General features: G+C 63.6%; 18 protein-coding genes. 12 read left to right on the top strand and 6 right to left on the bottom strand.

All coding sequences use genetic code 11. From position 1 onward, the window contains the following. Nucleotides 1–15: 15 nt before the first annotated feature. The gene (locus NCS02_RS09630) at nt 16–1068 is read right to left on the bottom strand and encodes a sugar ABC transporter substrate-binding protein (protein WP_008341961.1); all 1053 of its coding nucleotides are present in this window, start codon (nt 1066–1068) and stop codon (nt 16–18) included. 200 nt (nt 1069–1268) lie between these two features. On the opposite strand from NCS02_RS09630, the gene NCS02_RS09625 reads away from it, so the two are divergent. The 4 genes from NCS02_RS09625 (at nt 1269) to NCS02_RS09610 (ending at nt 4446) form a co-directional block, all read left to right on the top strand. Next, the gene (locus NCS02_RS09625) at nt 1269–2147 is read left to right on the top strand and encodes a MurR/RpiR family transcriptional regulator (protein ID WP_008341959.1); all 879 of its coding nucleotides are present in this window, start codon (nt 1269–1271) and stop codon (nt 2145–2147) included. After that, on the top strand, nt 2137–3141 hold the full coding sequence (gene iolG, locus NCS02_RS09620) for an inositol 2-dehydrogenase (RefSeq protein ID WP_008341957.1): 1005 nt from the start codon (nt 2137–2139) through the stop codon (nt 3139–3141). The genes NCS02_RS09625 and iolG overlap by 11 nt, the downstream gene beginning before the upstream one ends. Continuing rightward, entirely contained in the window at nt 3138–4154 is a 1017-nt protein-coding gene (locus NCS02_RS09615; RefSeq protein WP_250434921.1) for a Gfo/Idh/MocA family protein, read from the top strand. Before iolG ends, NCS02_RS09615 begins: the two co-directional genes overlap by 4 nt. Nucleotides 4155–4218: 64 nt before the next feature. Further along, on the top strand, nt 4219–4446 hold the full coding sequence (locus tag NCS02_RS09610) for a sulfurtransferase TusA family protein (protein ID WP_008341954.1): 228 nt from the start codon (nt 4219–4221) through the stop codon (nt 4444–4446). Nucleotides 4447–4534: 88 nt separating this feature from the next. Here NCS02_RS09610 and galU read toward each other — a convergent pair whose 3' ends face one another. Together galU and NCS02_RS09600 are read right to left on the bottom strand one after the other, a co-directional pair. After that, nucleotides 4535–5416 carry a UTP--glucose-1-phosphate uridylyltransferase GalU gene (gene galU, locus NCS02_RS09605; RefSeq protein WP_008341953.1) on the bottom strand — a complete coding sequence of 294 codons (882 nt, stop codon included), beginning with the start codon at nt 5414–5416 and terminating at the stop codon, nt 4535–4537. Nucleotides 5417–5494: 78 nt separating this feature from the next. Next, the gene (locus NCS02_RS09600) at nt 5495–8362 is read right to left on the bottom strand and encodes a valine--tRNA ligase (RefSeq protein ID WP_250523015.1); all 2868 of its coding nucleotides are present in this window, start codon (nt 8360–8362) and stop codon (nt 5495–5497) included. A 215-nt stretch (nt 8363–8577) separates the two neighbouring features. On the opposite strand from NCS02_RS09600, the gene NCS02_RS09595 reads away from it, so the two are divergent. The 6 genes from NCS02_RS09595 (at nt 8578) to NCS02_RS09570 (ending at nt 15862) form a co-directional block, all read left to right on the top strand. After that, nucleotides 8578–9786, top strand: a complete 1209-nt coding sequence (locus NCS02_RS09595) for a hypothetical protein (protein WP_250523014.1) — start codon at nt 8578–8580, stop codon at nt 9784–9786. Nucleotides 9787–9872: 86 nt separating this feature from the next. After that, nucleotides 9873–12239: a UvrD-helicase domain-containing protein gene (locus NCS02_RS09590; protein ID WP_250523013.1), complete on the top strand. Its 2367-nt coding sequence runs from the start codon at nt 9873–9875 to the stop codon at nt 12237–12239. Next, nucleotides 12236–12994, top strand: coding sequence for a 5'-methylthioadenosine/adenosylhomocysteine nucleosidase (locus NCS02_RS09585; RefSeq protein ID WP_250523012.1), 759 nt, complete (start codon nt 12236–12238; stop codon nt 12992–12994). The genes NCS02_RS09590 and NCS02_RS09585 overlap by 4 nt, the downstream gene beginning before the upstream one ends. A 131-nt stretch (nt 12995–13125) precedes the next feature. Next, nucleotides 13126–13419, top strand: coding sequence for a hypothetical protein (locus NCS02_RS09580; protein WP_250523011.1), 294 nt, complete (start codon nt 13126–13128; stop codon nt 13417–13419). After that, the gene (locus NCS02_RS09575) at nt 13416–13874 is read left to right on the top strand and encodes a hypothetical protein (protein ID WP_008341944.1); all 459 of its coding nucleotides are present in this window, start codon (nt 13416–13418) and stop codon (nt 13872–13874) included. Before NCS02_RS09580 ends, NCS02_RS09575 begins: the two co-directional genes overlap by 4 nt. Before the next feature lie 95 nt (nt 13875–13969). Continuing rightward, the gene (locus NCS02_RS09570) at nt 13970–15862 is read left to right on the top strand and encodes a propionate--CoA ligase (RefSeq protein WP_250523010.1); all 1893 of its coding nucleotides are present in this window, start codon (nt 13970–13972) and stop codon (nt 15860–15862) included. 61 nt (nt 15863–15923) lie between these two features. Here the strand turns inward: NCS02_RS09570 and NCS02_RS09565 are convergent, their stop codons facing one another. Further along, nucleotides 15924–17198: an MFS transporter gene (locus NCS02_RS09565; protein ID WP_008341940.1), complete on the bottom strand. Its 1275-nt coding sequence runs from the start codon at nt 17196–17198 to the stop codon at nt 15924–15926. A 344-nt stretch (nt 17199–17542) separates the two neighbouring features. On the opposite strand from NCS02_RS09565, the gene NCS02_RS09560 reads away from it, so the two are divergent. Both NCS02_RS09560 and NCS02_RS09555 read left to right on the top strand, forming a co-directional pair. After that, nucleotides 17543–19171: a methyl-accepting chemotaxis protein gene (locus NCS02_RS09560; RefSeq protein ID WP_250523009.1), complete on the top strand. Its 1629-nt coding sequence runs from the start codon at nt 17543–17545 to the stop codon at nt 19169–19171. A gap of 157 nt (nt 19172–19328) precedes the next feature. Continuing rightward, nucleotides 19329–19772, top strand: coding sequence for a hypothetical protein (locus NCS02_RS09555; protein WP_008341938.1), 444 nt, complete (start codon nt 19329–19331; stop codon nt 19770–19772). 37 nt (nt 19773–19809) lie between these two features. Here the strand turns inward: NCS02_RS09555 and NCS02_RS09550 are convergent, their stop codons facing one another. Together NCS02_RS09550 and NCS02_RS09545 are read right to left on the bottom strand one after the other, a co-directional pair. Then, nucleotides 19810–21282 carry an HDOD domain-containing protein gene (locus NCS02_RS09550; RefSeq protein ID WP_008341937.1) on the bottom strand — a complete coding sequence of 491 codons (1473 nt, stop codon included), beginning with the start codon at nt 21280–21282 and terminating at the stop codon, nt 19810–19812. A 137-nt stretch (nt 21283–21419) separates the two neighbouring features. Beyond that, nucleotides 21420–23300: a putative bifunctional diguanylate cyclase/phosphodiesterase gene (locus NCS02_RS09545; RefSeq protein ID WP_008341936.1), complete on the bottom strand. Its 1881-nt coding sequence runs from the start codon at nt 23298–23300 to the stop codon at nt 21420–21422. Between the last annotated feature and the right edge of the window lie 153 nt (nt 23301–23453).

Raw genomic sequence — 23453 nt, 5'->3', positions numbered from 1 at the left:
CAGGTCACGCCGGGATCAACGATATTGACCCGCGTACTTCACGACCTTGTCGAGATTTTCTTTGGTGATGAAACCCGGGCCCGAACGAATGTTCTTGGGTCCGTACGACGGCTGCAATCCGTAGGTTTCGAGGCGCGCCTTGAACTTCGGATTGGCTTCCAGAAGCTGACGGATCTTCGCCGGATCGGTCGTATGTTCCTTCTTCACGATCGCGAGCACGGCCACCGGGATATAGCCTTGCAGATACGGCTGCTGATCGATCGCGAACTTGATCGTGCCGTCCTTGATGGCCTTCGCGATGTCGTCCGAGAAGTCGAAAGTCACGAAATACACCTTGTTTTGCAGGCCCATTTGCGTGACGGCCTTGAGCGTCGCGGATGCGGGCGTCGGTCCGAGCGTGAGGATCGCGCCCGTATCCGGATGATTGCGCAGATACGCCGATACCTTCGACTGAATCTCGGTCGGGTCTTGTCCCGAATCGATCGTCGATGCCTTGTAGTCGATGCCGAGTGCGTCCGCGAAGCCCTTGCAGCGATCGAACGACACCGTGTTCGTCGCGATGTGATTCACGCAGACGAACGACTTCACGCCCGCGGCCTTCGCCTTCTCGCCGGCCGCCTTGCCCGCCACATATTCCGGCTGGCCGACGTGCATGATCGCGCCCAGTTGCGCGCTCTGTTCCTCGGTGCCCGAGTTGATCGTGACGAGCGGAATCTTCTTCGCCGTGACCTTGTTGATGGCGCTCTTCAGCACATCGAAGTCGGCGATGGTCGTGATGACGCCATCGTAGTTGCGCGCGGCGGCCTGCTCGATCAGGCGCGACATGTCCGCGATATCGCCGTTCGGCGGATTGCGGTAGTCCGTCTGCACGTTGAAGTCTTCGTCGGCCTGCTTGATCGCGTTCTTGATGGTGTTCCACCAGGAATCCGAGTCCGGCGCGTGGCTGATCAGCACGAACTTCGCGTCGGGCGCCGCGTGTGCGGGACTCGCCGCCATCATCGATGCGCTGCACAACGCAGCAGCAGCCACCAGCGCGCGCAGCGCGGCCCGACCGTTGCAAATGGTCATTGTCTCCACCTATCTCGGTTGTTGTTTGGTGTGATGTTTCGCGAGCCGACCCTTCGATGTGCCGTGCTCAGGACCAAGAGTAGGTCAGTTTTCGGTGGCCTGCAATAGAAATTTCATTGGTGCGGCAAATGGAAAATACATTCCAATTTGCTTGCCGTGTTCCTATAATCGGTTCACGACGAACATCGAAAGAGCCTGTGATGGATGAGACCAGCACCGACGTGCAAAGCGTCGACGAACTGATGCAGCGGATCACCGACGCCTACGACTCGCTGCCGCGCCAGCTGAAGAGCGTCGCGACGTATATCGAGCAGCATCGGCCAAGCGTGATGATGGATCGCACGAGCGATATCGCCAACGCGTGCGGCGTGCATGCGTCGGCGGTCGTGCGGTTTGCGCAGCGCTTCGGTTTCTCCGGTTTCTCCGACTTGCAGGCCGTGTTCCGGCAGGCGTACACGGGCGCGGGCGGTTCGCAGCAGACGTATCAGCAGCGCATACGCAAGCTCATCGACGAGAAGGCGGGCGATGCGTCCGGCGTGTCGGTCGCGCGCGAGTTCATCGCGGCGAGCCGCACGGGTCTCGACGAGCTCGAAGCCGGTCTCGACGACGCGCAGTTCGAAGCCGCCGTCGAGATGCTTTCGCAGGCGGAGAACATCTACGTGATCGGCGTGCGCCGGTCGTTCGCGGTCGCGAGCTACATCGTCTATGCATTGCAGCACACGAAGAAGCGCGTGCATTTGATCTCGGGCTTCGGCGGCATGTTTCGCGAACAGGTGCGCAGCGTGAAGAAGGGAGACGTGGTGATCGCGATCAGCTTCGCGCCCTACGGCAAGGAGACGCAATATTGCGTGCGCGCCGCGCAGCATCACGGCGCGGCGACCCTCGTCATCACCGATAGCCAGCTTTCGCCGCTCGCGCGTCACGCGAGCGCGAGTCTGTTCGTGAAGGAGGGCAGCGCATTCGCGTTTCGCTCGCTCACGAGCACCATTTGCCTGTGCCAGGCGTTGTTCATCGCGCTCGCGTACCGGCTCGAGTTGAACGTTGAGGAATCCAAGGAGACAGGTGGCTATGACGATTGATGTGGCGGTGTTTGGGGCGGGGCGCATCGGCAAGATTCACGCGGCCAATCTCGCGCGGCAACCGGGCGTGCGTCTGAAATACGTCGTCGATGTGAATCGCGACGCGGCCGCCGCGCTCGCGAAAGCGCATGGCGCGACCGTCGCCGATGTCGATGGCGCGATGGGCGATGCCTCCGTCGGCGCGACCGTCGTGTGTTCGAGCACGGATACGCACGCGGATCTGATTCTGGCGTCGGCGGCGCAGAAGAAGCATGTGTTCTGCGAGAAGCCCGTCGATCTCACGACCGAGCGTGCGCGCGCGTGCGCCGATGCTGTCGAGAAGGCGGGCGTCGTCTGCATGATCGGCTTTCAGCGTCGCTTCGATCCGACGTTCTCGGCGTTGAAGGCGCGTATCGACGCGGGCGAGATCGGCGATCCGGAAATGCTGATCGTGACGAGCCGCGATCCGGGCGCGCCGCCGGTCGAGTACATCTTGCATTCGGGCGGCATCTTCAAGGACATGCTGATTCACGACTTCGACATCTTCCGCTGGATTCTCGACGACGAAGCCGACACGCTGCACGCGACGGGCAGTTGCTTGAGCGATGCGGCCATCGCCGAAGCGGGCGATATCGATTCGACCGCGGTCACGATCCGCACGAAGCGCGGGCGTCTGTGCCAGATCAATACGGCGCGGCGCGCGGCGTATGGCTACGATCAGCGCTTCGAGCTGCTCGGCAGCGCGGGCATGCTGCAGGCGGGCAATGTGCGGCCGACGGAAGTCACCGCGTACACGTCGGCGTCGGTGTCGAGCGACAAGCCCGAGGCGTTCTTTCTCGAACGTTATCGCGCAGCGTATGCGGCGGAAATCGCGCATTTCTTCGATGCGGTCAGCAACGGCAAACCGGTGCGAACCACCGTCGCCGATGGCCTGAAGGCGCTGGAGCTCGCCGAAGCGGCGACCTTGTCGTGGCGCGAGAAGCGCATCGTCAAGCTCGGGGAGAACGTCGCATGAGCGCGGTGCGCTTCGGTATCGCCGGACTGGGGCGGCTCGGGCGCCGGCATGCGGAGAATCTCGCGTGGCGCGTGCCGGGCGCGAAACTCGTCGCGGCGTGCAGTCCGGTTGTGGACGAGCGCGAGTGGGCTTCGTCGAGTCTTCCCGAGTTGTCGCTTTATGCGGATTACGATGAACTGCTCGCCGATGCCTCCGTCGATGCCGTGTGGCTCGTCACGCCGACGTCGCTGCATGCGCGGCAGATCATCGCCGCGTTGCGCGCGGGCAAGCATGTGTTCTGCGAGAAGCCGCTGTCGCTCGATCTCGCCGAATGCGACGCGGTGATCGAAGAGCACGCGCGGCATCCGCATCTGCAAGTGATGATCGGCTTCGTGCGGCGCTTCGATGCGAGCTATCGCGATGCGTTCGATCGCGTCGCGAGCGGCGCGATCGGCCGGCCGTTCATGGTGCGCTCGCAGACCTGCGACAAGAACGATCCCGATGGCTTCTTCGTGCGATTCGCGCCGACATCGGGCGGGCTGTTTCTCGATTGCAGCGTGCACGACATCGATCTTGCGCGCTGGCTGCTCGGCAATCCGCGCGCGAAACGCGTGTATGCGAGCGGAACCATCGCGATTCACGAAGGCTTGCGCGAGTGCAATGACATCGACAATGGCGTGGGCACGATCGAGTTCGATGACGGACGGCTCGCGGTGCTGTATGCGTCGCGGACGATGGCGCATGGGCACGACACGCAGACGGAAGTGATCGGCACGGCGGGCGCGCTGTCGGTGGGACGCAATCCGCGGGCGAATCGCGTGGAAATCGCGGATGCGCAGGGCGTGCGCAATGCCTGCACGCCGACGTTCTTCGAGCGCTTCGAGGATGCGTTTTTGCGCGAGGCGCAGGCGTTCGTCGGGTTGCTTCGGCAAGGGCAGCCGACGGGGCTGACGCTCGACGATGCAAGAGAGGCGACGCGCATTGGTATTGCGATGCGGCAGGCTTATGAGAGTGGGCGGGCGGTGGAGTTTTGACCTCTGCGTTAAAATCGAACCTTCACGAGCGCTCCCCTCACCGGCAAACAAAGGTTCAATCGCGATGGAAGTTCACAAGGAAGTCGACGCGCGCGGGCTCAACTGCCCGTTGCCGATTTTGCGGGCAAAGAAGGCGCTCGCCGACATGACGAGCGGTCAGATTTTGAAAGTGCTCGCGACCGATCCCGGATCGCAACGCGATTTCGCGGCCTTCGCGAAGCAGACCGGCAACGAGATCGTCGAATCGACCGCACAGGACAAGACGTTCATCTTCCTGATGCGCCGGCGTTGAAGCCAACGAACGCACAAGCAAACGCCCAAAAGCAAAATGCCCGTCACGCAGGTGACGGGCATTTTTTTCATCCGATCCGGCCAGAAAGTCAGTCTTCGAGAATCGGCGCGCGATTGCGCAGATATTCCTCGAATTCCTGCTTCACTTCCGGATGACGCAGCGCGAACTCGACCGTCGCCTTCAGATAGCCGAGCTTGCTGCCGCAATCGAAGCGCGTGCCCTGATACTTGTACGCGAGCACTTGCTCATCCGACAGCAGCGATTGAATCGCGTCCGTCAGTTGCAGTTCTCCGCCCGCGCCCGGCTTCAGCGCGCGAATGTGATCGAAGATGCGCGGCTTCAGCACGTACCGGCCGACTACGCCCAGGTTCGACGGCGCCACGGCGGGTTCCGGCTTTTCGACGATTCCCGACAGCTTGAAGATGTTGTCTTCCCATTCCTTGCCGTCGATGATGCCGTAGGACTTCGAATCCTCCGGCGGGATTTCTTCGACGCCGATCACCGAGCTGTGATAGTGATCGAAGACTTCGATCATCTGCGACATGACGGGCGGCTTGCCGTACAGCAAGTCGTCCGCGAGGATCACGGCGAACGGATTGTCGCCGACGAGCTTCTCCGCGCAGAGCACAGCGTGGCCGAGACCGAGCGCTTCGGCCTGACGCACGTAGAAGCAGTCGACATGGCTCGGCTTGATGCTGCGCACGAGTTCGAGCAGCTTGTCCTTGCCGCGCGCTTCGAGTTCCGCTTCGATCTCATAGGACTTGTCGAAGTGATCTTCGATGGCGCGCTTGCTGCGTCCCGTCACGAAGATCATTTCGGTAATGCCGGCCGCCATTGCTTCTTCGACCGCGTACTGAATCAGCGGCTTGTCGACGACAGGCAGCATTTCCTTCGGGCTGGCCTTGGTCGCGGGAAGGAACCGCGTGCCCAGACCTGCGACGGGGAAAACCGCTTTGGTAACTTTTAGCATGTGATGACCCTGATCCTCTTAATCAATGAAACGTCGAGACAGACGGAGCGGATCGATAAATGATTCGAACCCTCAAATTCAAGCAGGCAGACGCAATAATTGGGCCTGAAGCTTCTCGATAGTGGTTCCGTATTCTGCCAGCCTTTTACGCTCCTGTTCAACGACAGCGGCCGGCGCTTTTGAAACAAAGCTTTCGTTTCCGAGTTTCGCGTTACATTTTGCGATCTCGGCCGTCAGACGGTCCACTTCCTTGGTCAGGCGCTCGCGTTCCGCGGCGATATCGATTTCGACTTTCAACACGAGCTTGCTCGTGCCGACGATCGCGACGGGCGCGCCATGAGCTTCCTTGTCGAGGGCGGCTTCGTCGTCGATGATTTTCACTTCGGAAAGACGCGCGAGGGCAGCGATATACGGTGCGAACGCGGTGAGGCGCGCCGCGTCGCCGTGCGCGAGCAACGGCACCTTCACCGCGGGCGACAGATTCATTTCGCCACGTAGATTACGACATGCATCGATGACACTCTTCAGTTCGGCAGCCCACTGTTCTGACGATTCATCGATCTTTTTCTGCTCGGCGCGCGGATAAGGCTGCGTCATGATCGAGACTTCGCCTTCCTTCGCGCCTTGCGGGAAGGCGTCGGTGAGAGGGGCAACCTTCTGCCACAACGCTTCCGTGATGAAAGGAATGATCGGATGCGCGAGGCGCAGCACCGTTTCGAGCACACGCAAGAGCGTGCGACGCGTCGCCCTCTGCCGCTCGGGCGTGCCGGTCTGGATCTGCACCTTCGCGAGTTCGAGATACCAGTCGCAGTACTCGTCCCACACGAATTTGTAGATCGCGCTCGCGACGTTGTCGAAACGATAGTCCGCGAAACCCTTTTCCACTTCGGCTTCCACGCGCTGAAGCAGCGACACGATCCAGCGATCCGCCTGCGAGTAATCCGTGTAGCCGCCAGGGCCGCAATCGCCTGGCTTGCACGCGCCCGGATTCGCAAAACCGCAATCGTGGCCCTCGCAGTTCATCAGCACGAAACGCGTGGCGTTCCAGAGCTTGTTGCAGAAGTTGCGATAACCCTCGCAGCGCGCGAGATCGAAGTTCACGTTGCGGCCGAGGGTGGCCATCGAGGCCATCGTGAAGCGCAGCGCGTCGGTGCCGAACGACGGAATGCCTTCGGGGAATTCCTTGCGCGTCTTCTTCTCGATCTGCGCGGCGGCCTTCGGATTCATGAGGCCGGTCGTGCGCTTGGCGACGAGCGATTCGAGGTCGATGCCATCGACGATATCGATCGGGTCGAGCGTGTTGCCCTTGCTCTTCGACATCTTCTGGCCTTCGGCGTCGCGCACGAGTCCGTGCACATAGACGGTGTCGAACGGCACCTTGCCGGTGAAATGCGTGGTCATCATCACCATTCTGGCGACCCAGAAGAAGATGATGTCGAAGCCTGTCACGAGCACCGACGACGGCAGGAACGCCTTCAGTTCCTTCGTCTCGTTCGGCCAGCCGAGCGACGAAAACGGCACGAGCGCGGACGAGAACCAGGTGTCGAGCACGTCTTCATCGCGCTTGAGTGCGCCTTTGTAGCCTTGCGCGTCGGCTTCGGCGCGGGCTTCTTCTTCGGTCTTCGCGACGAAAATCTCGCCGTTCTCGCCGTACCACGCGGGAATCTGATGGCCCCACCACAACTGGCGCGAAATGCACCAGTCCTGGATGTTTTCGAGCCACTGATAGTAGGTGGTCGTCCAGTTCTCCGGCACGAACTTGATCTGGCCGTTGCGCACGACATCGAGCGACGTTTCCGTGATCGACTTGCCCGGATTGAACGTGCCTTCGGGCGCCGGCTTGCTCATGGCGACGAACCACTGGTCCGTCAGCATCGGTTCGATGACCACGTTGGTGCGGTCGCCGCGCGGCACCATCAGCTTGTGCGGCTTGACGGATTCGAGCAGGCCGAGCGCTTCGAGATCTTTCACGACGGCTTTGCGCGCGTCGAAGCGATCCATGCCGCGATATTTTTCAGGCGCGTTGTCGTTGATCTTCGCGTCGAGCGTGAGAATTTCGATCTGCGGCAGCTTGTGGCGCTGGCCGACGGCATAGTCGTTGAAGTCGTGCGCGGGCGTGACTTTGACGACGCCGGTGCCGAATTCGCGATCGACGTATTCATCGGCGATGATCGGGATTTCGCGATCGCATAGCGGCAACGTCACCGTCTTGCCGATCAGATGCTGATAACGCTCGTCTTCCGGATGCACCATCACGGCGGTGTCGCCCAGCATGGTTTCCGGGCGCGTGGTCGCGACCGTCAGATGACCGGAACCGTCCGGCAGCGGATAGTTGATGTGCCACAGGCTGCCGTTTTCTTCTTCGCTCACGACTTCGAGATCGGACACGGCGGTGCCGAGCACCGGGTCCCAGTTCACGAGCCGCTTGCCGCGATAGATCAGCCCTTGTTTATAGAGCGTGACGAACACGTCGCGCACGGCGGCCGACATCTTGTCGTCCATCGTGAAGTATTCGCGCGACCAGTCGATCGATGCGCCCAGACGCCGAACCTGATTCGTGATGGTCGAGCCGGATTGCTGCTTCCACGCCCAGACGCGCTTCAGAAACTCTTCGCGGCCGAGGTCATGGCGCGAGATGCCTTGCGCATCGAGCTGGCGTTCGACGACGATCTGCGTCGCGATGCCCGCGTGGTCCGTGCCCGGCACCCACAGCGTGTTTTCGCCCAGCATGCGGTGATAGCGCGTCAGGCCATCCATGATGGTCTGGTTGAACGCGTGCCCCATGTGCAGCGTGCCGGTGACGTTCGGCGGCGGCAACTGGATGGAGAAATTCTTCGCGCCTTCCTTGAACGTGGGAGCGGCGTATCCGCGCTTTTCCCATTCCGGGCCCCATTGGGACTCGATGTTTTGAGGCTCGAAGCTTTTTGCCAGTGTGTTGTCGCTCATGTCGTCGTTCGTCTAGATCTGAAAGCAGGGAATCCGTCAATTATAGCGGTGCCCACGTGGCCTACTCGTACGGTGCCCGAGTGCCCCGTAAGAGCGATATCTGGAAGTAATTGTCAAAAGCGCGCTCTGTCCCTGTATCGCAAAAAGCCATGGTTCTACGCTGGCGGATTCGCACGCGTGCATCCGGCACGAGTGGCGCAAGAGAAAGGGGCGAGATGACCACAGATCAGGAGTGTCAGAAGGTTAGCGTCGCGGGCATGGTCCGCTTGCAGACCTTGGCAGTGTTGAATAGTTGCGGCTATATCGACGATAAAACGGCCCTGCGGGTGCTAGAGTCGATGGACCAGATGTCGGAGATCGACCTGCGCTTCGATTCCGCGCGCGCGATGCTCGACTGGCTCATTCAAGAAGGTTTCCTGGATGAGCAAGCGGCGGAAGCGGCGGCGGTCCGTTTCGTGGAAACGCTGGAGACGGACAAGGCGCCTGAGGACTTGTTGCAGTACGAGTCGGTCGTCGGGCAGATCGACCCGCGTTTCCGGGCGCCATTCGCGGCGTTCGCCGCGCGCACGCGCAAGAAGGTGAAACGTCGCATGATCGGATACGCATCGGCGTTTTGCGTGATCTTCGCGGCGGTCGGGGCCTACACTCTCTGGTCGGCAAGCACGCCATCCTGCGCGGCAACCAGCACGAAGGACGCGCTGTTCCGGATCGGCGTCCAATCGAAGACCGATCTCGCCACGAAGCGTCCGGGCCTGTCGCTGAACGATGACCGCGATTTGACGCCACGATTTTCGGATTTCCAGGAAGTGGGCTACGACGATGGCGACAGATCGCGCGGTTGCACAGCGGTCATCAAAGCGGGGGAGGCGACGAGCCCCATAGGCTACGTGATCCGGCCCAGGGAAAAGAATGGTGAGTTCGAAGTGCACACCTATCCGTACGAATACGTGGCCGCGCGCTACAACGAGGCCGGGCTGAACAAGGCGCTGGGCGCCCCGCTCGGCCGCGACGCGATTCGCGCGGCGGTCATCGCGGGAATCAAGGGAATCGACGATCGCATGGGCAGACGGTCGCCGTCGTATCACAAACCGGTGTACGGGGAAGATGTGCCGAGGACGATGGAAGCGAGGGTCATCGGCGTGCTTCCGGCAGCGGATTGCCGCAGGATCGATGATCATTCCTACGCATGTCCGGTTTTGGTCGACTATAAGGACAATCTGTTGAGCGTTATCGGTGCGATGCCATACGTGCAGCTCAAGGGCGAATTCGTGTTCGAGCGGGATCGGGACGCCTGGAAAGTGGCGAATGGCTTCGATGACAAATTTCTGAACACGCTTGTGAACGGACGTGTGCGAAATACGCTAGGCGCGGACGCGGCCCAGAAAATGCAACAATCCATGGAAAGTAGGCCGTCTGCGCCGTAATCGAGTGTCGGCTGCGATGGGCGACGCGGAAAGTCGTCGAAGAACCGGACATTTATAATGCTCGCTTACCTCGACGCCTCTTTCCCATGCCCGACCTGCTCGCGAATCTGAATCCCGAACAACTCGCCGCCGTGACGCTCCCGGACGAGCCCGCGCTCATTCTCGCGGGCGCCGGCAGCGGCAAGACGCGCGTGCTCATCACGCGCATCGCGTGGCTGATCCAGCAGGGCTACGCGTCGCCGCCGACCGTGCTCGCCGTCACCTTCACGAACAAGGCCGCGCGCGAGATGATGGCGCGCCTGTCCGCGCTGCTGCCCATCGATACGCGCGGCATGTGGATCGGCACGTTTCACGGCTTGTGCAACCGCATGCTGCGCGCGCATTACCGCGACGCCGGCCTGCCGCAGACATTCCAGATTCTCGACACGGCCGACCAGCTGTCCGCGATCAAGCGGCTGATGAAGGGCCTGAACGTCGACGACGAGAAGTATCCGGCGAAGAATCTGCAGTACTTCATCAACAACGCGAAGGAGCAGGGCCTGCGTCCGAAAGACGTCGACGCCACCGATGCGTTCAATCGCAAGTTCGTCGAGCTTTACGAAGCCTACGATCAGCAATGCCAGCGCGAAGGCGTCGTCGATTTTCCCGAGCTGCTGCTGCGCTGTTATGAACTCCTCGCGCACAATCCGCCGCTGCGCGCGCATTATCAGGCGCGCTTTCGCAACATTCTCGTCGACGAGTTTCAGGACACGAACAAGCTGCAGTACGCGTGGCTCAAGCTGCTCGCGGGCGAGCACAACGCGATCTTCGCGGTCGGCGACGACGACCAGTCGATCTACGCGTTCCGCGGCGCGAACGTCGGCAACATGCACGATTTCGAGCGCGAATTCCGCGTGCGCAATCTCATCAAGCTGGAGCAGAACTATCGCTCGCACGGCCATATTCTCGATACCGCGAACTATCTGATCGCCAACAACGCCAACCGGCTCGGCAAGAATCTGCGCACCGACGCGGGACACGGCGAGCCGGTGCGCGTCTACGAGGCCGCAACGGATTCGCAGGAAGCGGGCTGGATCGTCGAGGAAATCAAGGCGCTCATCAATACGGGCGTGTCGCGCGGCGAGGTCGCGGTGCTTTACCGCAGCAACGCGCAGTCGCGGACCATCGAACATACGCTCGTGAACGCGGGCATTCCGTATCGCGTGTATGGCGGTCTGCGCTTCTTCGAGCGGCAGGAAGTGAAGCATGCGCTCGCGTATTTGCGTCTCATCGACAATCCGAACGACGACACCGCGTTCGCGCGCGTCGTCAATTTCCCGACGCGCGGGATCGGTGCGCGCTCCATCGAGCAAGTGGCCGACGCGGCGCGTCTCTACAACTGTTCGATGGCCGCCGCCGTGCCGTACGTCACCGGCAAGGCGGGCACGAGCCTCGGCGCATTCGCGACGCTCATCGCGAAAATGCGCGCCGAAACGCAGCAGATGAGCCTGCCGGAAACCGTCGAATACGTCGTGCGCGCGAGCGGTCTCGCCGCGTTCTACGAAACCGAGCGCGAGGGCCAGGATCGGCTCGAGAACTTGCGGGAACTCGTGAATGCGGCGGCGGCGTTCGTCAGCGAGGAAGGCTACGGGCTCGATACGCCCGCGCGCTCCATTCCGCTGCGTCCGGGCGCGTCGGCGTTGCCGGAGATCGTCAGCGAGGACGGCGAGATCGAAGTGCTCGATGCGCCCGGCATCGCCGATCCCGCGCAGAATCCCGACACGATGACGCCGCTCGCCGGTTTCCTGTCGCACGCATCGCTCGAAGCCGGCGACAACCAGGCGCAGGCCGGCCAGGACGCCGTGCAACTGATGACCGTGCACGCGGCCAAGGGCCTCGAATTCACGGCGGTGTTCATCACCGGGCTGGAAGAGGGCTTGTTCCCGCACGAGAACAGCGCGCAGGAATCGGACGGGCTGGAGGAAGAGCGGCGTCTCATGTACGTGGCGATCACGCGCGCGAAAGAGCGGCTTTATCTGTCGTTCGCGCAGAGCCGCATGCTGCACGGCCAGACGCGCTACAACATCCGTTCGCGTTTCTTCGACGAATTGCCCGAAGGCTCGCTCAAGTGGCTCACGCCGAAGATGGAGGCGGGCGCGCGCTGGGGCGGACGCGCCGACAACGCCGGCTGGGGCCGCGACTGGTTTGCGCGTCCCGGACAGGAGCGCGGCGGTTCTTCCGGCTATGCGCGGGATCAGGGCGCCAGCGCGGCATTGCCGTCGTTCGCCAACGAGCAGCGCGCGGCGGAATCCGGCTTCAAGGTCGGCCAGGCCGTGTTCCATACGAAGTTCGGCGAAGGCACCGTGACCGCGCTGGAAGGCTCGGGCGGCGACGCGCGCGCGCAAGTGCGCTTCAAGCGCCACGGCGAAAAGTGGCTCGCGCTGGCCGTGGCGAAACTGCAGGCCGTCGAATGAAGACGAAGCGGCTCGGCATCATGGCGGCGCTGCCGCAGGAACTGGGCGACCTCATCGCGCAGATGCGCTCGGCAGGCGAAGTTCGCACCGTGACGCTCGGCCAGCGCGAGTATTACGTCGGCGACGCGCATGGGCTGCCGGCCGTCGTCACGCTCGCGCGCATCGGCAAGGTGGCGGCGGCGGCGACCGCGAGCGCGCTCATCCATGTGTTCGAAACCGATGCCATCGTCTTCACAGGCGTCGCGGGCGGCGTGCGGGCGGACGTGCAAGTGGGCGATGTCGTCATCGCCGATGCTTTGCTGCAGCATGATCTTGACGCATCGCCGCTCTTTCCGCGCTACGAAGTGCCGCTGCTCGACCGCGCGCGCTTCGGCGCCGATCGCGCGCTTTCCGATGCGCTCGCCGCCGCCGCCGATGCGTTCATCGCCGACGAGGGCGGTACGCTGACGGAGCGCTTCGCCGTCGCCGGGCCGCGCGTGCATCGCGGGCTGATCGTGAGCGGCGATCGCTTCATCGCGGGCCACGACGCGCTCTTCGGCTTGCGCGACGCGCTGCCCGACGCGCTCGCGGTCGAAATGGAAGGCGCGGCCATCGCGCAGGTCTGCTACGAGCACGGCGTGCCGTGCGCGGTCGTGCGGACCATTTCCGATGCGGCGGACGCCCCCGCGCCGCTATCGTTCACCGAATTTCTGACGTCGATCGCCGCGACTTACTCGTCGGGCATTTTGTCGCGCTTTCTCCGCGCTGCCGGCTGATCGAGCGCCGAGTCCCACGCGGACGCGGCTTTCCACGGGCCGCGCATCGTCGAAAATCCTGCTTGTAGTTGAGAATGATTCTCAATACAATGACTCGCACACCGTGAGGCAGACACAGGAGGCCCGACGACATGACCAACGATTTCACCGCCATCGGCACGATGGGCGAAGCGCGCCCGGCGTCCGAAAGCGGCGAGCGGGGCGAGCGTTGCGCTGTTTCGGCGAACGCCGCGAGAGTGCTCGAAACCACGCGCCGCGCGTGGACGGAGGCGACGGCGCAGGCGGCGCAGGCGGCGCAGGCGGCGCAGGAATCGGCTCGCCGCGCGCCACGCGCCACGCAGCCCAAGAAACGCGTGGTGCCGCGGCGTTCCCGCTGGCCGTCGCTCGTCGCCGCGCTCAACCACTGGAGTCCGAAACCGCTGTGAACGCCGCCGACCTCGCACCGAAATCCATCGAACTCGACGAGCGTCTTTTCGACGCGAGCCGATTCCCGCTCGTGCGCCTGCGTCCGCGCGCCGTGAAACCGGGCTATGCGTTCGCATGGGGCGCGCAGATGCGCCGTCTCGTGTCCCTCGCGACGCCTTTCGTTCTCGTGGCCGAGCACGACGCAAACGAAACCGCCGACGACGCCCGTCTGCGCGCCGCGTGGATGCGCACGCATCGCGCGATGCTGGCCGCGTACTGCCGCGGCCTGATCCTGATCGAACCGCGCATCGAGGCGCGCGCGAGCACGCGAGAAACGCTGCGCGCATTGACGGACGGATGCGGCGTACGAACGGTCGTCGTGTCGAGCATGCGCGTCGCGGGCGAGCTTGCGCCGGTGCTGCTCAAGCACACCGCGTCCGAGGGCCGCGCCGCAGCGCGAACCCGGGCGCTCTGACGCGCCGGACCGATCAGGGCGCGCCCGGTCTGGCGCGGGTTGGACGGCTGCTCTATGCTCAGGGCTCAGCCAACGCCGCTTTGCAGAGGACGCGCATGCCGACTTACCGAGAAGCGTATCGACGGTCGATCGACGAGCCCGAAGCGTTCTGGGCCGAACAGGCCCGTCGCATTCACTGGCAGACGCCGTTCGAGCGGGTGCTCGACCGCAGCAAGCCGCCGTTCGCGCGGTGGTTCGTCGGCGGCAAGACCAATCTGTGCCATAACGCCGTCGACCGGCATCTCGCGTCGCGTGCGCAACAGGACGCGCTCGTCTACGTATCGACGGAAACGGGCATCGAGCGCCGCTACACCTACGCCGAGCTGCACGCGGAAGTGAACCGCATGGCAGCCGTCATGCGCTCGCTGCACGTGAAGAAGGGCGATCGCGTGCTCATCTATCTGCCGATGATTCCCGAAGCGCTCTTCGCGATGCTCGCGTGCGCGCGCATCGGCGCGATCCACTCGGTCGTGTTCGGCGGCTTCGCGGCGCCGAATCTCGCGGCGCGCATCGACGATGCCGAGCCTGCGCTCATCGTCACCGCCGATGCCGGCGCGCGCGCGGGCAAGGTGATCGACTACACGCCGCTCGTCGACGAAGCGCTCTCGCGCGCCGAATACAAGGTGCCGCAAGTGCTCTTGATCGACCGGCAACTCGCGCCCGAGCGCTTGCAGGCGAGTTATCTCGTCGCGTACGAACCGCTGCGCGAGCAATTTTTCGACGCGCACGTGCCGTGCGAATGGCTCGAATCGAACGAGCCGTCGTACGTGCTCTACACGTCCGGCACGACGGGCAGGCCGAAGGGCGTGCAGCGCGATGTCGGCGGTTACGCGGTCGCGCTCGCCGCATCGATGGAGCACGTCTTTCAGGGCGCGCCGGGCGACACGATGTTCACCGCATCGGACATCGGCTGGGTCGTGGGGCACAGCTACATCATTTATGCGCCGCTGATCGCCGGCCTCACGACCGTGATGTACGAAGGCACGCCGATTCGTCCCGACGGCGGCATCTGGTGGCGGCTCGTCCAGCAGTACAAGATCAATCTGATGTTCACCGCGCCGACCGCGATCCGCGTGCTGAAGAAGCAGGATCCGGCGCTGATGGAGAAATACGATCTGTCGAGCCTGCGCACGCTGTTTCTCGCGGGCGAGCCGCTCGACGAGCCGACTGCGCACTGGATCCAGAGCGCGTTGAAAAAGCCCGTCATCGACAATTACTGGCAGACGGAAACCGGCTGGCCGATGATCGCGATTCCGCGCGGCATCGAAGAATTGCCGTCGAAGCTCGGTTCGCCGGGCGTACCGTCGATGGGCTTCAATCTCACGCTGCGCAACGAAGCGACCGGCGATGCCTGCGCGCCCGGCGAGAAGGGCGTCGTCACGCTGGCGTATCCGCTGCCGCCGGGCTGCATGCAGACGGTGTGGCGCGACGACCAGCGCTTCGTCGACACGTACTGGAAGAGCGTGCCGAATCAGATGGTCTATTCGACCTTCGACTGGGGTGTGCAGGACGAGGACGGCTACGTGTCGATCCTCGGCCGCACCGACGATGTCATCAACGTGGCGGGGCATCGGCTCGGCACGCGCGAGATCGAAGAGGCGTTGTCGGCGCATCCGGCGGTCGCGGAGGTCGCGGTGGTCGGCATCGCCGATTCCGTGAAGGGGCAGGCGGCCGCGGCGTTCGTCGTGCTGCGCGATGCCGATCGCATCAATGCGCCGGGCGCGCGCGAGGGCATGGAAGCGGAGTTGTGTCACGCGGTGGATTCGCAGCTCGGCGCGATCGCGCGTCCGGCGCGCGTGCATTTCGTGACGATGCTGCCGAAGACGCGTTCGGGGAAGCTGCTGCGACGCGCGATCGCGGCGTTGGCGGAAGGGCGCGATCCGGGCGAGCTGCCGACGATCGAGGATCCGGGCGCGTTGATGCAGGTGAGGGAGGCGTTGGGAAACTGAGCGCCCAAAACACAACGGGCACGCGGTCCGGCGTGCCCGTTGTTATCGTCATCGCGTGCGCTCAGGCCTTCGCCTTCCCCTCATGCGTCTTCGGCAACAACACCGTCAACACGCCCAGCAACGGCAGGAACGCGCAAACCTTGTACACATAATCGATGCTGGTCGCATCCGCGAGATGCCCGAGCACCGCCGCGCCCACGCCGCCCATGCCGAACGCGAATCCGAAGAACAAGCCCGCGACCATCCCGACCTTGCCCGGAATCAGTTCCTGCGCATACACGAGAATCGCCGAGAACGCCGATGCCAGCACGAGCCCGATGATCACCGACAGCACGCCCGTCCAGAACAGGTTCGCGTAAGGCATCAAGAGCGTGAACGGCGCGACGCCGAGAATCGACACCCAGATCACCGCCTTGCGCCCGACCTTGTCGCCGACCGGACCGCCGATGATCGTGCCCGCCGCCACCGCCGCGAGGAACACGAACAGATGGATCTGCGCGGCCTGCACCGAGATGCCGAACTTGCTGATCAGATAGAACGTGAAGTAACTCGTGATGCTCGCCAGATAGAAGTACTTCGAGAACACGAGCAGCACGAGCACGCTCATCGCCATGACGACCTTGTTGCGCGGCAGCGTCGCGTGCGCGGTCTGCGCGCGGCCCTTCTTCGTCGCCGGATGACGCTTGTACCAGCGGCCGATATTCGCCAGCACGAACATCGCGACGAGCGCGGCCACCGAGAACCACGCGATGCTCTTTTGCCCGTGCGGGATGACGATCAGCGCGGCGAGCAAGGGACCCAACGACGAACCCGCGTTGCCGCCGACCTGAAAGAGCGACTGCGCGAGACCGTGCTTGCCGCCCGACGCCATGCGCGCCACCCGCGACGATTCCGGATGAAACACCGACGATCCGCAGCCGACCAGCGCCGCCGCGATCAAGAGCGTGCCGAAGCTGCCCGCGACCGACATCAGCAAGAGACCCGACAGCGTGAAGCCCATGCCGACCGGAAGCGAATACGGCTTCGGATGCTTGTCCGTGTACAGGCCGACGAGCGGTTGCAGCAGCGAAGCCGTCACCTGATACACGAGCGTGATGAGGCCGATCTGTCCGAACGTGAGCGCGAATTCGCTCTTGAACATCGGATAGATCGCCAGAATCAGCGACTGGATCATGTCGTTCAAAAGGTGCGAAAAGCTGATCGCGCCCAGAACGGAATAAACGGTGCGTTGCGCGCCCGCTGATGTCGCGGCGGAAGCGTTTGCAGAAGCGTTGGCGGAAGCGCCGGCCGATGCGCCGGAAGGCGACAAAGCGCCCTTGTCGATGCTCGTTTGCATAGTGATGGCTTGTGAAAGCAGGAAAGCGTCTCGGAATCGATCTTTTGTCAGTGCGACATTTATGCGCAGACTGAATTTCTGACAAGTGTAGGCTGTCCCCGACGCGTTGTCCTGCCAAGCTTTGTCGCGAATCGGACAGGATCGGCAGCGAATCAAGCTGCGATTTCGTCGCACGCAAGGTTTTTTGGCCGGTTATAAGAAGCGACGGCGGAGCGAACGAACGTGCGCTCCTGCTAAAAAAAGGCTCAAGAAAGCCCGCAAACCTGCCGTAGTCCCGGCAGGGATCAGACCAGGACACGCCTCACGACGGCCCAGTCCAAAGAACAAATTCGGGGATTCGATCGATGAAACTGTTTTCGCTACGCGGCGCAAAAGACGCGGGCTTCATGGCGCATGACGAAGCGAAGCGCACGCTATCAGTCAAGGCATCGCTCAGGCTGGCTTTCGGACTCGTGCTCGCGGGCACGCTCGTCATCGGCGCAATTTCGCTCACGCAGATCAGCCGTCTGAACGGCGCGACCGAATCCATCTACACGCAAGGCTACGTCGCGAGCCGCGCGGCCGAGGAAACGCGCGGCTATCTGCTGCGCGCGAGCCGGTCGCAGAAAATGCTGCTCACCGCGAGCACGGTGAAAGAGCGCGACGATCTCGGCGCGCAGATCGAGCAATCGCTCGCCGAAATCGGACGTGAACAGGCGCAGCTCGCGCAATACATCGATCACGCCGACAAGGACGCGCTCGCGCAGCAAAAGAACTTCTCGATCGCGCTCGGCAAGTGGGCCGAGAATCTGCGGACGTTCGTGAAGCTCGTGAAGGAGCAACCGCTCGATCTCTCGCAGATGAACTGGCAAGTCGGCATGCAGGACGTGTCGCTGCTCGTCGAAACGGGCAAGCTCGAAAAGATGGTCGATGAACTCGTCGCGCGCCGCGGCGCCGCAGCCAAGGCGACGATCGAATCCGCCGCGTTCATCTTCCATTCGTCGTTCGTGATGGTGTCGGTGCTGACGCTCGCGTTGTTCGCGCTCGCGATCGTCGTCTCCGAATGGGTCGTGCGGCGTCTCGCCGGCCAGCTCGGCGGCGAGCCCGGTTATGCGAAGGACATCGCGCGTCGCATCGCATCGGGCGATCTCGCGTATCCGGTCAAGCTCAAGCGTCGCGACGACGCGTCGATGCTTCACGCGCTCTCCGAAATGCAGGCGGGACTGTCGTCGACCGTCGGCGATATAGCGGCGAGCGCGGAGGCGATCGCTTCGGCATCGAGCGAGATTTCAACGGGCAACGTCGACTTGTCGCGCCGTACCGAGGAGCAGGCCGTCGCGCTGGAAAAAACCGCGGCCAGCATGGAGCAGCTCACGTCGACGGTGCGTCAGAACGCCGACAATGCGAAGCAGGCGAGCACGCTCGCGGCGAGCGCGTCGGAGATCGCGGAGAAGGGCGGCGCGGTCGTGGGCCGCGTCGTCGAAACGATGCAGCGCATCGATGCGAGCGCGAAGAGCATCGGCGACATCATCGGCGTGATCGAGGGCATCGCGTTCCAGACCAACATCCTCGCGCTGAACGCGGCGGTCGAAGCGGCGCGCGCGGGCGAGCAGGGACGCGGCTTCGCGGTCGTCGCGGGCGAGGTGCGCAGTCTCGCGCAGCGTTCGTCGTCGGCGGCGAAGGAGATCAAAGGGCTCATCGATACATCGGTGTCGCGCGTGTCGGACGGCTCGACCTACGCGCAGGAAGCGGGCGCCACGATGGAGGAAGTCGTCAAGGCCGTGCGCCGCGTGACGGACATCATGGGCGAGATCTCGGCGGCATCAGCGGAGCAGAAGACGGGCATCGAGTCGATCGGCGAGGCCGTCACGAAGATGGACGCGAACACGCAGCAGAACGCCGCGCTCGTCGAACAGGCGGCGGCCGCCGCGCAATCGCTCGACGATCAGGCGCGCGCGCTCAAGTCGCTCGTCGGAAAATTCCAGTTGGCCTGACGCAAGGCTTGAGGATAGAATCGCGGACGGGCGCGGCAGGGCGCCCGGTCTCGCGAAAGTCTTACGCACCTGCCGTGCAGCACCTCAACTTTGGATCGAACCGCAACGTCGAACCTTTATAGCCGCAGCGAGAACGGCGCAACAAAGGAACAACGTCATGTGGTCTACATCCTGTCCGATCTCTTCTTCCGTTTCCAATAGCGACTATCTGCGCGAACATGCGCGGCGTCTGCTTCGTCACGCCCGCGACGGCGATACGAGCGCGTCGATGCCCGTTCTGCGCCGCCTGCTCGCGACGAACGTCACGCGCGCGGAACGCCTCGCCGATCTGCACGCGATGCGCGACGATCTGCAACTGAAGCATCTGCTTTCGATGCTCGCCGTCGAACTCGGCTACCCAGGCTGGGACGCGTGCAAATCCCACATCGACGAACAGCCGGACGCGGCGATCGACCGCTATCGGCTCGACGCCGGCGCGTTCAACGACTACGAAAAGAACTGGTTTGCGAACGAATCGGAAGCACGCGAATGGCAGCGCGCGCACGGCGGCTATATCGTGCGATACGGCGAGCAGGCCGTGGCGATTCTGAAGCGGGAATAAGGCGGAGGAAGGGGTCTGCGCGCAAGAAGGAAGCCGCTCAGATGAGCTCGACTTCCTTCCAGTTCGCGCTAAAGAAAAAACGGCTCAGCTCCTTCGTGAGCTCGTTCAGTGCGCTCATCTCGGCGGGCGAGATCTTGCGCACGTGTTGCGGCGAGGTCCAGTCGCCGTAGATCAGCGCGACGGTCGTATCGTTCGATTTCACCGGCAGCACGACGAACGCCTGCGCTTCGCCGAGCGTCTCCTTGTACCAGCGCGGCAGGCGGGCGTCGATGCGCGCGTCGTGCGCGTTCTCGATGAAGATGCCGACCGGATTGCTGATCGCGAGATGAAACACGTCGGGCCGGAACTCCGCCGAGAAGCGCAGTTTCGGCAACATCGGCTCGACGCCCGCGCCGAGGCCGAGACGCGCGTGGAATTCGTTGTTGGCCTGGCGCACGAACACCACGGTGCGCGACAGATGCAGGCTGCCGAGTATCGATTCCGACGCGAGCGCGAGCGCGGGCGCCAGCGCATTCTTTGACGGCAACGAGCGCAAGTCCGCGACGCTCGCGCCGATGCGCGCCTCCGCCGATACGTTCGCGCGCGCCATGGCATCGGCGTTGGCCTGCAGCTCGGAGATCTCGCGCATCACGCCGTCGCTCGCTTCTTCGTTCGCGAGCGCGAGGCTCATCGACGTGAGCGTGTCGGCGTCGGTGTTGAGCGGTCCGGTGTAGCGGTTCGCGATATCGAAGAGCACCGATTCGCGGCCGTCCGCGGCCACGTTTTGCGCCGTGAGCGCGTCCGCGACTTCGGTCGAATAGTTGGAGATCGCGCGCAGCCAGCGAACGTGCTTCGGCACGGTTTCATCGACGGGCGCGTTCGGATCGGTCGCGCGCATGCCTTCGCGAATCGTCTCGGGCAGACGCCAGCGGTCCGCCGCTTCGAGGCCGATCTCGTCGAAGGTGACGCCGAGCAGCGCGGCACAGGCGGCGCTGTCGGGGATGTTTTCCGAAGCGGCCTTGCGGCGCAACTGATCCCACTCGTGTTCGAGATAGAACGCGACGAGCAGCTTGCCGATCTGCCGCATCAGCGTGCAGACGACCGCTTCCTCGGCGGAGCGCAAGTCCTTGTGCTCGGTGAGCTGCCGCGCAACCGCGCCCGAGAGCAGGGTGCGGTTTAGTTCGAGCTTCGCGTCGATACGGCGCGGCGCGCTCTGATGGAAGTGGTCGACGAGCTTCAACCCGACGACGAGATGACCGACGGCGTCCATGCCGAGCACCATCAACGCGCGCGTGACGGTGGTGATGTTGCCGCCGAACGCGATGTACATCGCCGAGTTGGCGAGCCGCAGCACCTTCTGCGTGAGGCCGACGTCCGACAGCACGACTTGCACGAGGGACGTGAAGTCGAGGTCGTCATCGCTCATTGCGGACACAGTCGAGCGCAGCGCCTGAGACAGCATGGGGAAATCCCCGCGCTCGCTCATGCGCGACCACAGCTTGTCCAGTAGTTCGGCCTTGGTGCGTGCCATTGCAAAAAAATAAGAACTCGTTCGTTACGCGACGGCTAACCCGAGGCGGTCCTGCAATCCAGCACCCAACAACGAAATGTACACGTTATTAGGGAGTTACGGCGCGTGCTTCGATTAAAACACGAACAATCGTCCGTTCATAATGTCTCGTGCAATACGAGCGAATGCGACTGGAACGAGCGCGCCAGCTCGTCCGACGGCAACGCATGGCTGATGAGCCAGCCCTGAATATGGTCGCATCCCAGGTCCGCGAGCAAATCCCGCTGCGCCTCGGTTTCGACGCCTTCGGCCACCAGCTCCAGTCCGAGCGATTGCGCCAGCCCGACCACCGCGCTCACGATCGCGCGATTGTTTCGGGACGTAATCAGGTTCTCGACAAAGCTGCGGTCGATCTTGAGCTTCGAGAGCGGAAAACGTTGCAAATAGGCGAGGCTCGAATAGCCGGTGCCGAAATCGTCGACGGCGAAGCGGATGCCGATCGTCGTCAGCGTTTCGAGCAGGCGCGTCGCTTCCTCCGGATCGTGCATCAAAAGGCTTTCGGTGATCTCGAACACGAGCCGCCGCGCGTCGATGCCGGTGAGCGCGAGCGCTTCCTTCACTGCGGCGGTGAATCGTTTGTCGCGGAACTGCTGCGGCGACACGTTCACCGACACGTAATCGAGCCGGATGCCGATCGCGTCCCACTGCACGATCTGCATGCACGCGGCCTTCAGCACCCAGTTGCCCAGATAATTGATGAGGCCGATGGATTCCGCGAGCGGAATGAACGTCGACGGCGGCACGAGCCCGTGCACCGGATGATTCCAGCGCATCAGCGCTTCCACGCCGACCACCGCGCCCGTGCGGATCTTCGTGATCGGCTGGAAGTAGAGCGAGAACTCACCGTTGCGCACGGCTTCGTACAGGTCCGCTTCGAGCTTGAGGCGCTCGGCGTCAGCGGGGTTGTCGTCGATCGTGTGGAAGACGAGCGCATTGCCGCCCGATTCCTTCGCCTGCGCGAGCGCCTGATCGGCCATGCGCAAGAGGTTGGTCTGCGCTTCGCTTTTCGCGAGCCTGCCCGCCTGATCCGGATACAGCGCGACGCCCACGCTCGCCGACAAATGCGTGTGCTGCCCGCGATGCCGGTAGGGCTGCGCGATCGCGGTGAGCAAGCGCCGCCCGAGACTTTCGGCGAGTTCCGCCGTGGTGCCGGGCGGCAGCAGCACGGCGAATTCGTCGCCGGCCACGCGCGCGACCCGCTCGCCGTGTCCCGCCGTATGCTGGATGCGCCGCGCGGTTTCGCGCAGCAGCTCGTCGCCGGCGTCGTAGCCGAGCGCGCGGTTGATGCGCTGATAATCGTCGATGTCGAGCAGCACGAGTCCCGCGTGCGTGCGCGTGAGTTCGGCTTCGTCCTGCGCCGCAACGATCGCGGCCTTCAGGGCGATGAGATTGTCGAGGCCCGTCAGCGCATCGTGATTGATCGTATGCACGAGCGCCGCTTCGCGCTCGCGCCAGTGCGTCACGTCGAAGGCGGCGAGCGCGAAGCCGGGCATGCCGCGCGCGGCCGTCGACACGAGCCGCAACTCGACGCAGATCGGATAGGTGAGCGACTTCACGACCGTCAGCGTCGCCGATTCGAGCTTGCCGCTCACGCGCGCCCGCGCGACGAGCGCATGCAGCTCGTCGGCTTCCTCGGATGCGACGAGATCGTGCAGCGTCAGCATGCTCAGATAATCGCGGTGATAGCCGATGAACTCGATGCTCGCATCCGATACATACTGGAAGCGCAGCGCGTCGTCGAGCTGGGCGAGGAAGTCGACCGCGCCGAGCGTGGCCTCGGACGCGTCGGTCAGGGCATTCGCGACGGCGGCGACGGGCGCATCCGGCGCGCCGGCCCCGGGCGATGTCGCGGGCGCGGGCGGCTCCCCGGCGCTCTCGGGATGCCGCTCGCGCGCGGCGCTTCCCCATGCGCGAGAGAGCGCATCGAGCGCGATGCGCCACGGTGCGCGGCGGGAGACGTTGATCCGGTTCGCTTGCATGGTCTCGTTGGTTTCTGGCGGCTGCGCCTGCTGTTTCGGCCAGGCGGCGGCGCGCGGAACACGCGCCTCGCGGGTTCCGGCCGGGACGTGCCGCAATGAGGCGCGACACGCTCTATCAGGCGAGTTATCGGCGCGATCGGGGATTTCTTTAAC

The organism is Caballeronia sp. NCF2, assembly GCF_023631205.1.
In the GTDB taxonomy this organism is placed as follows: domain Bacteria; phylum Pseudomonadota; class Gammaproteobacteria; order Burkholderiales; family Burkholderiaceae; genus Caballeronia; species Caballeronia zhejiangensis.
This window is presented reverse-complemented; position numbering and strand designations above follow the sequence as displayed.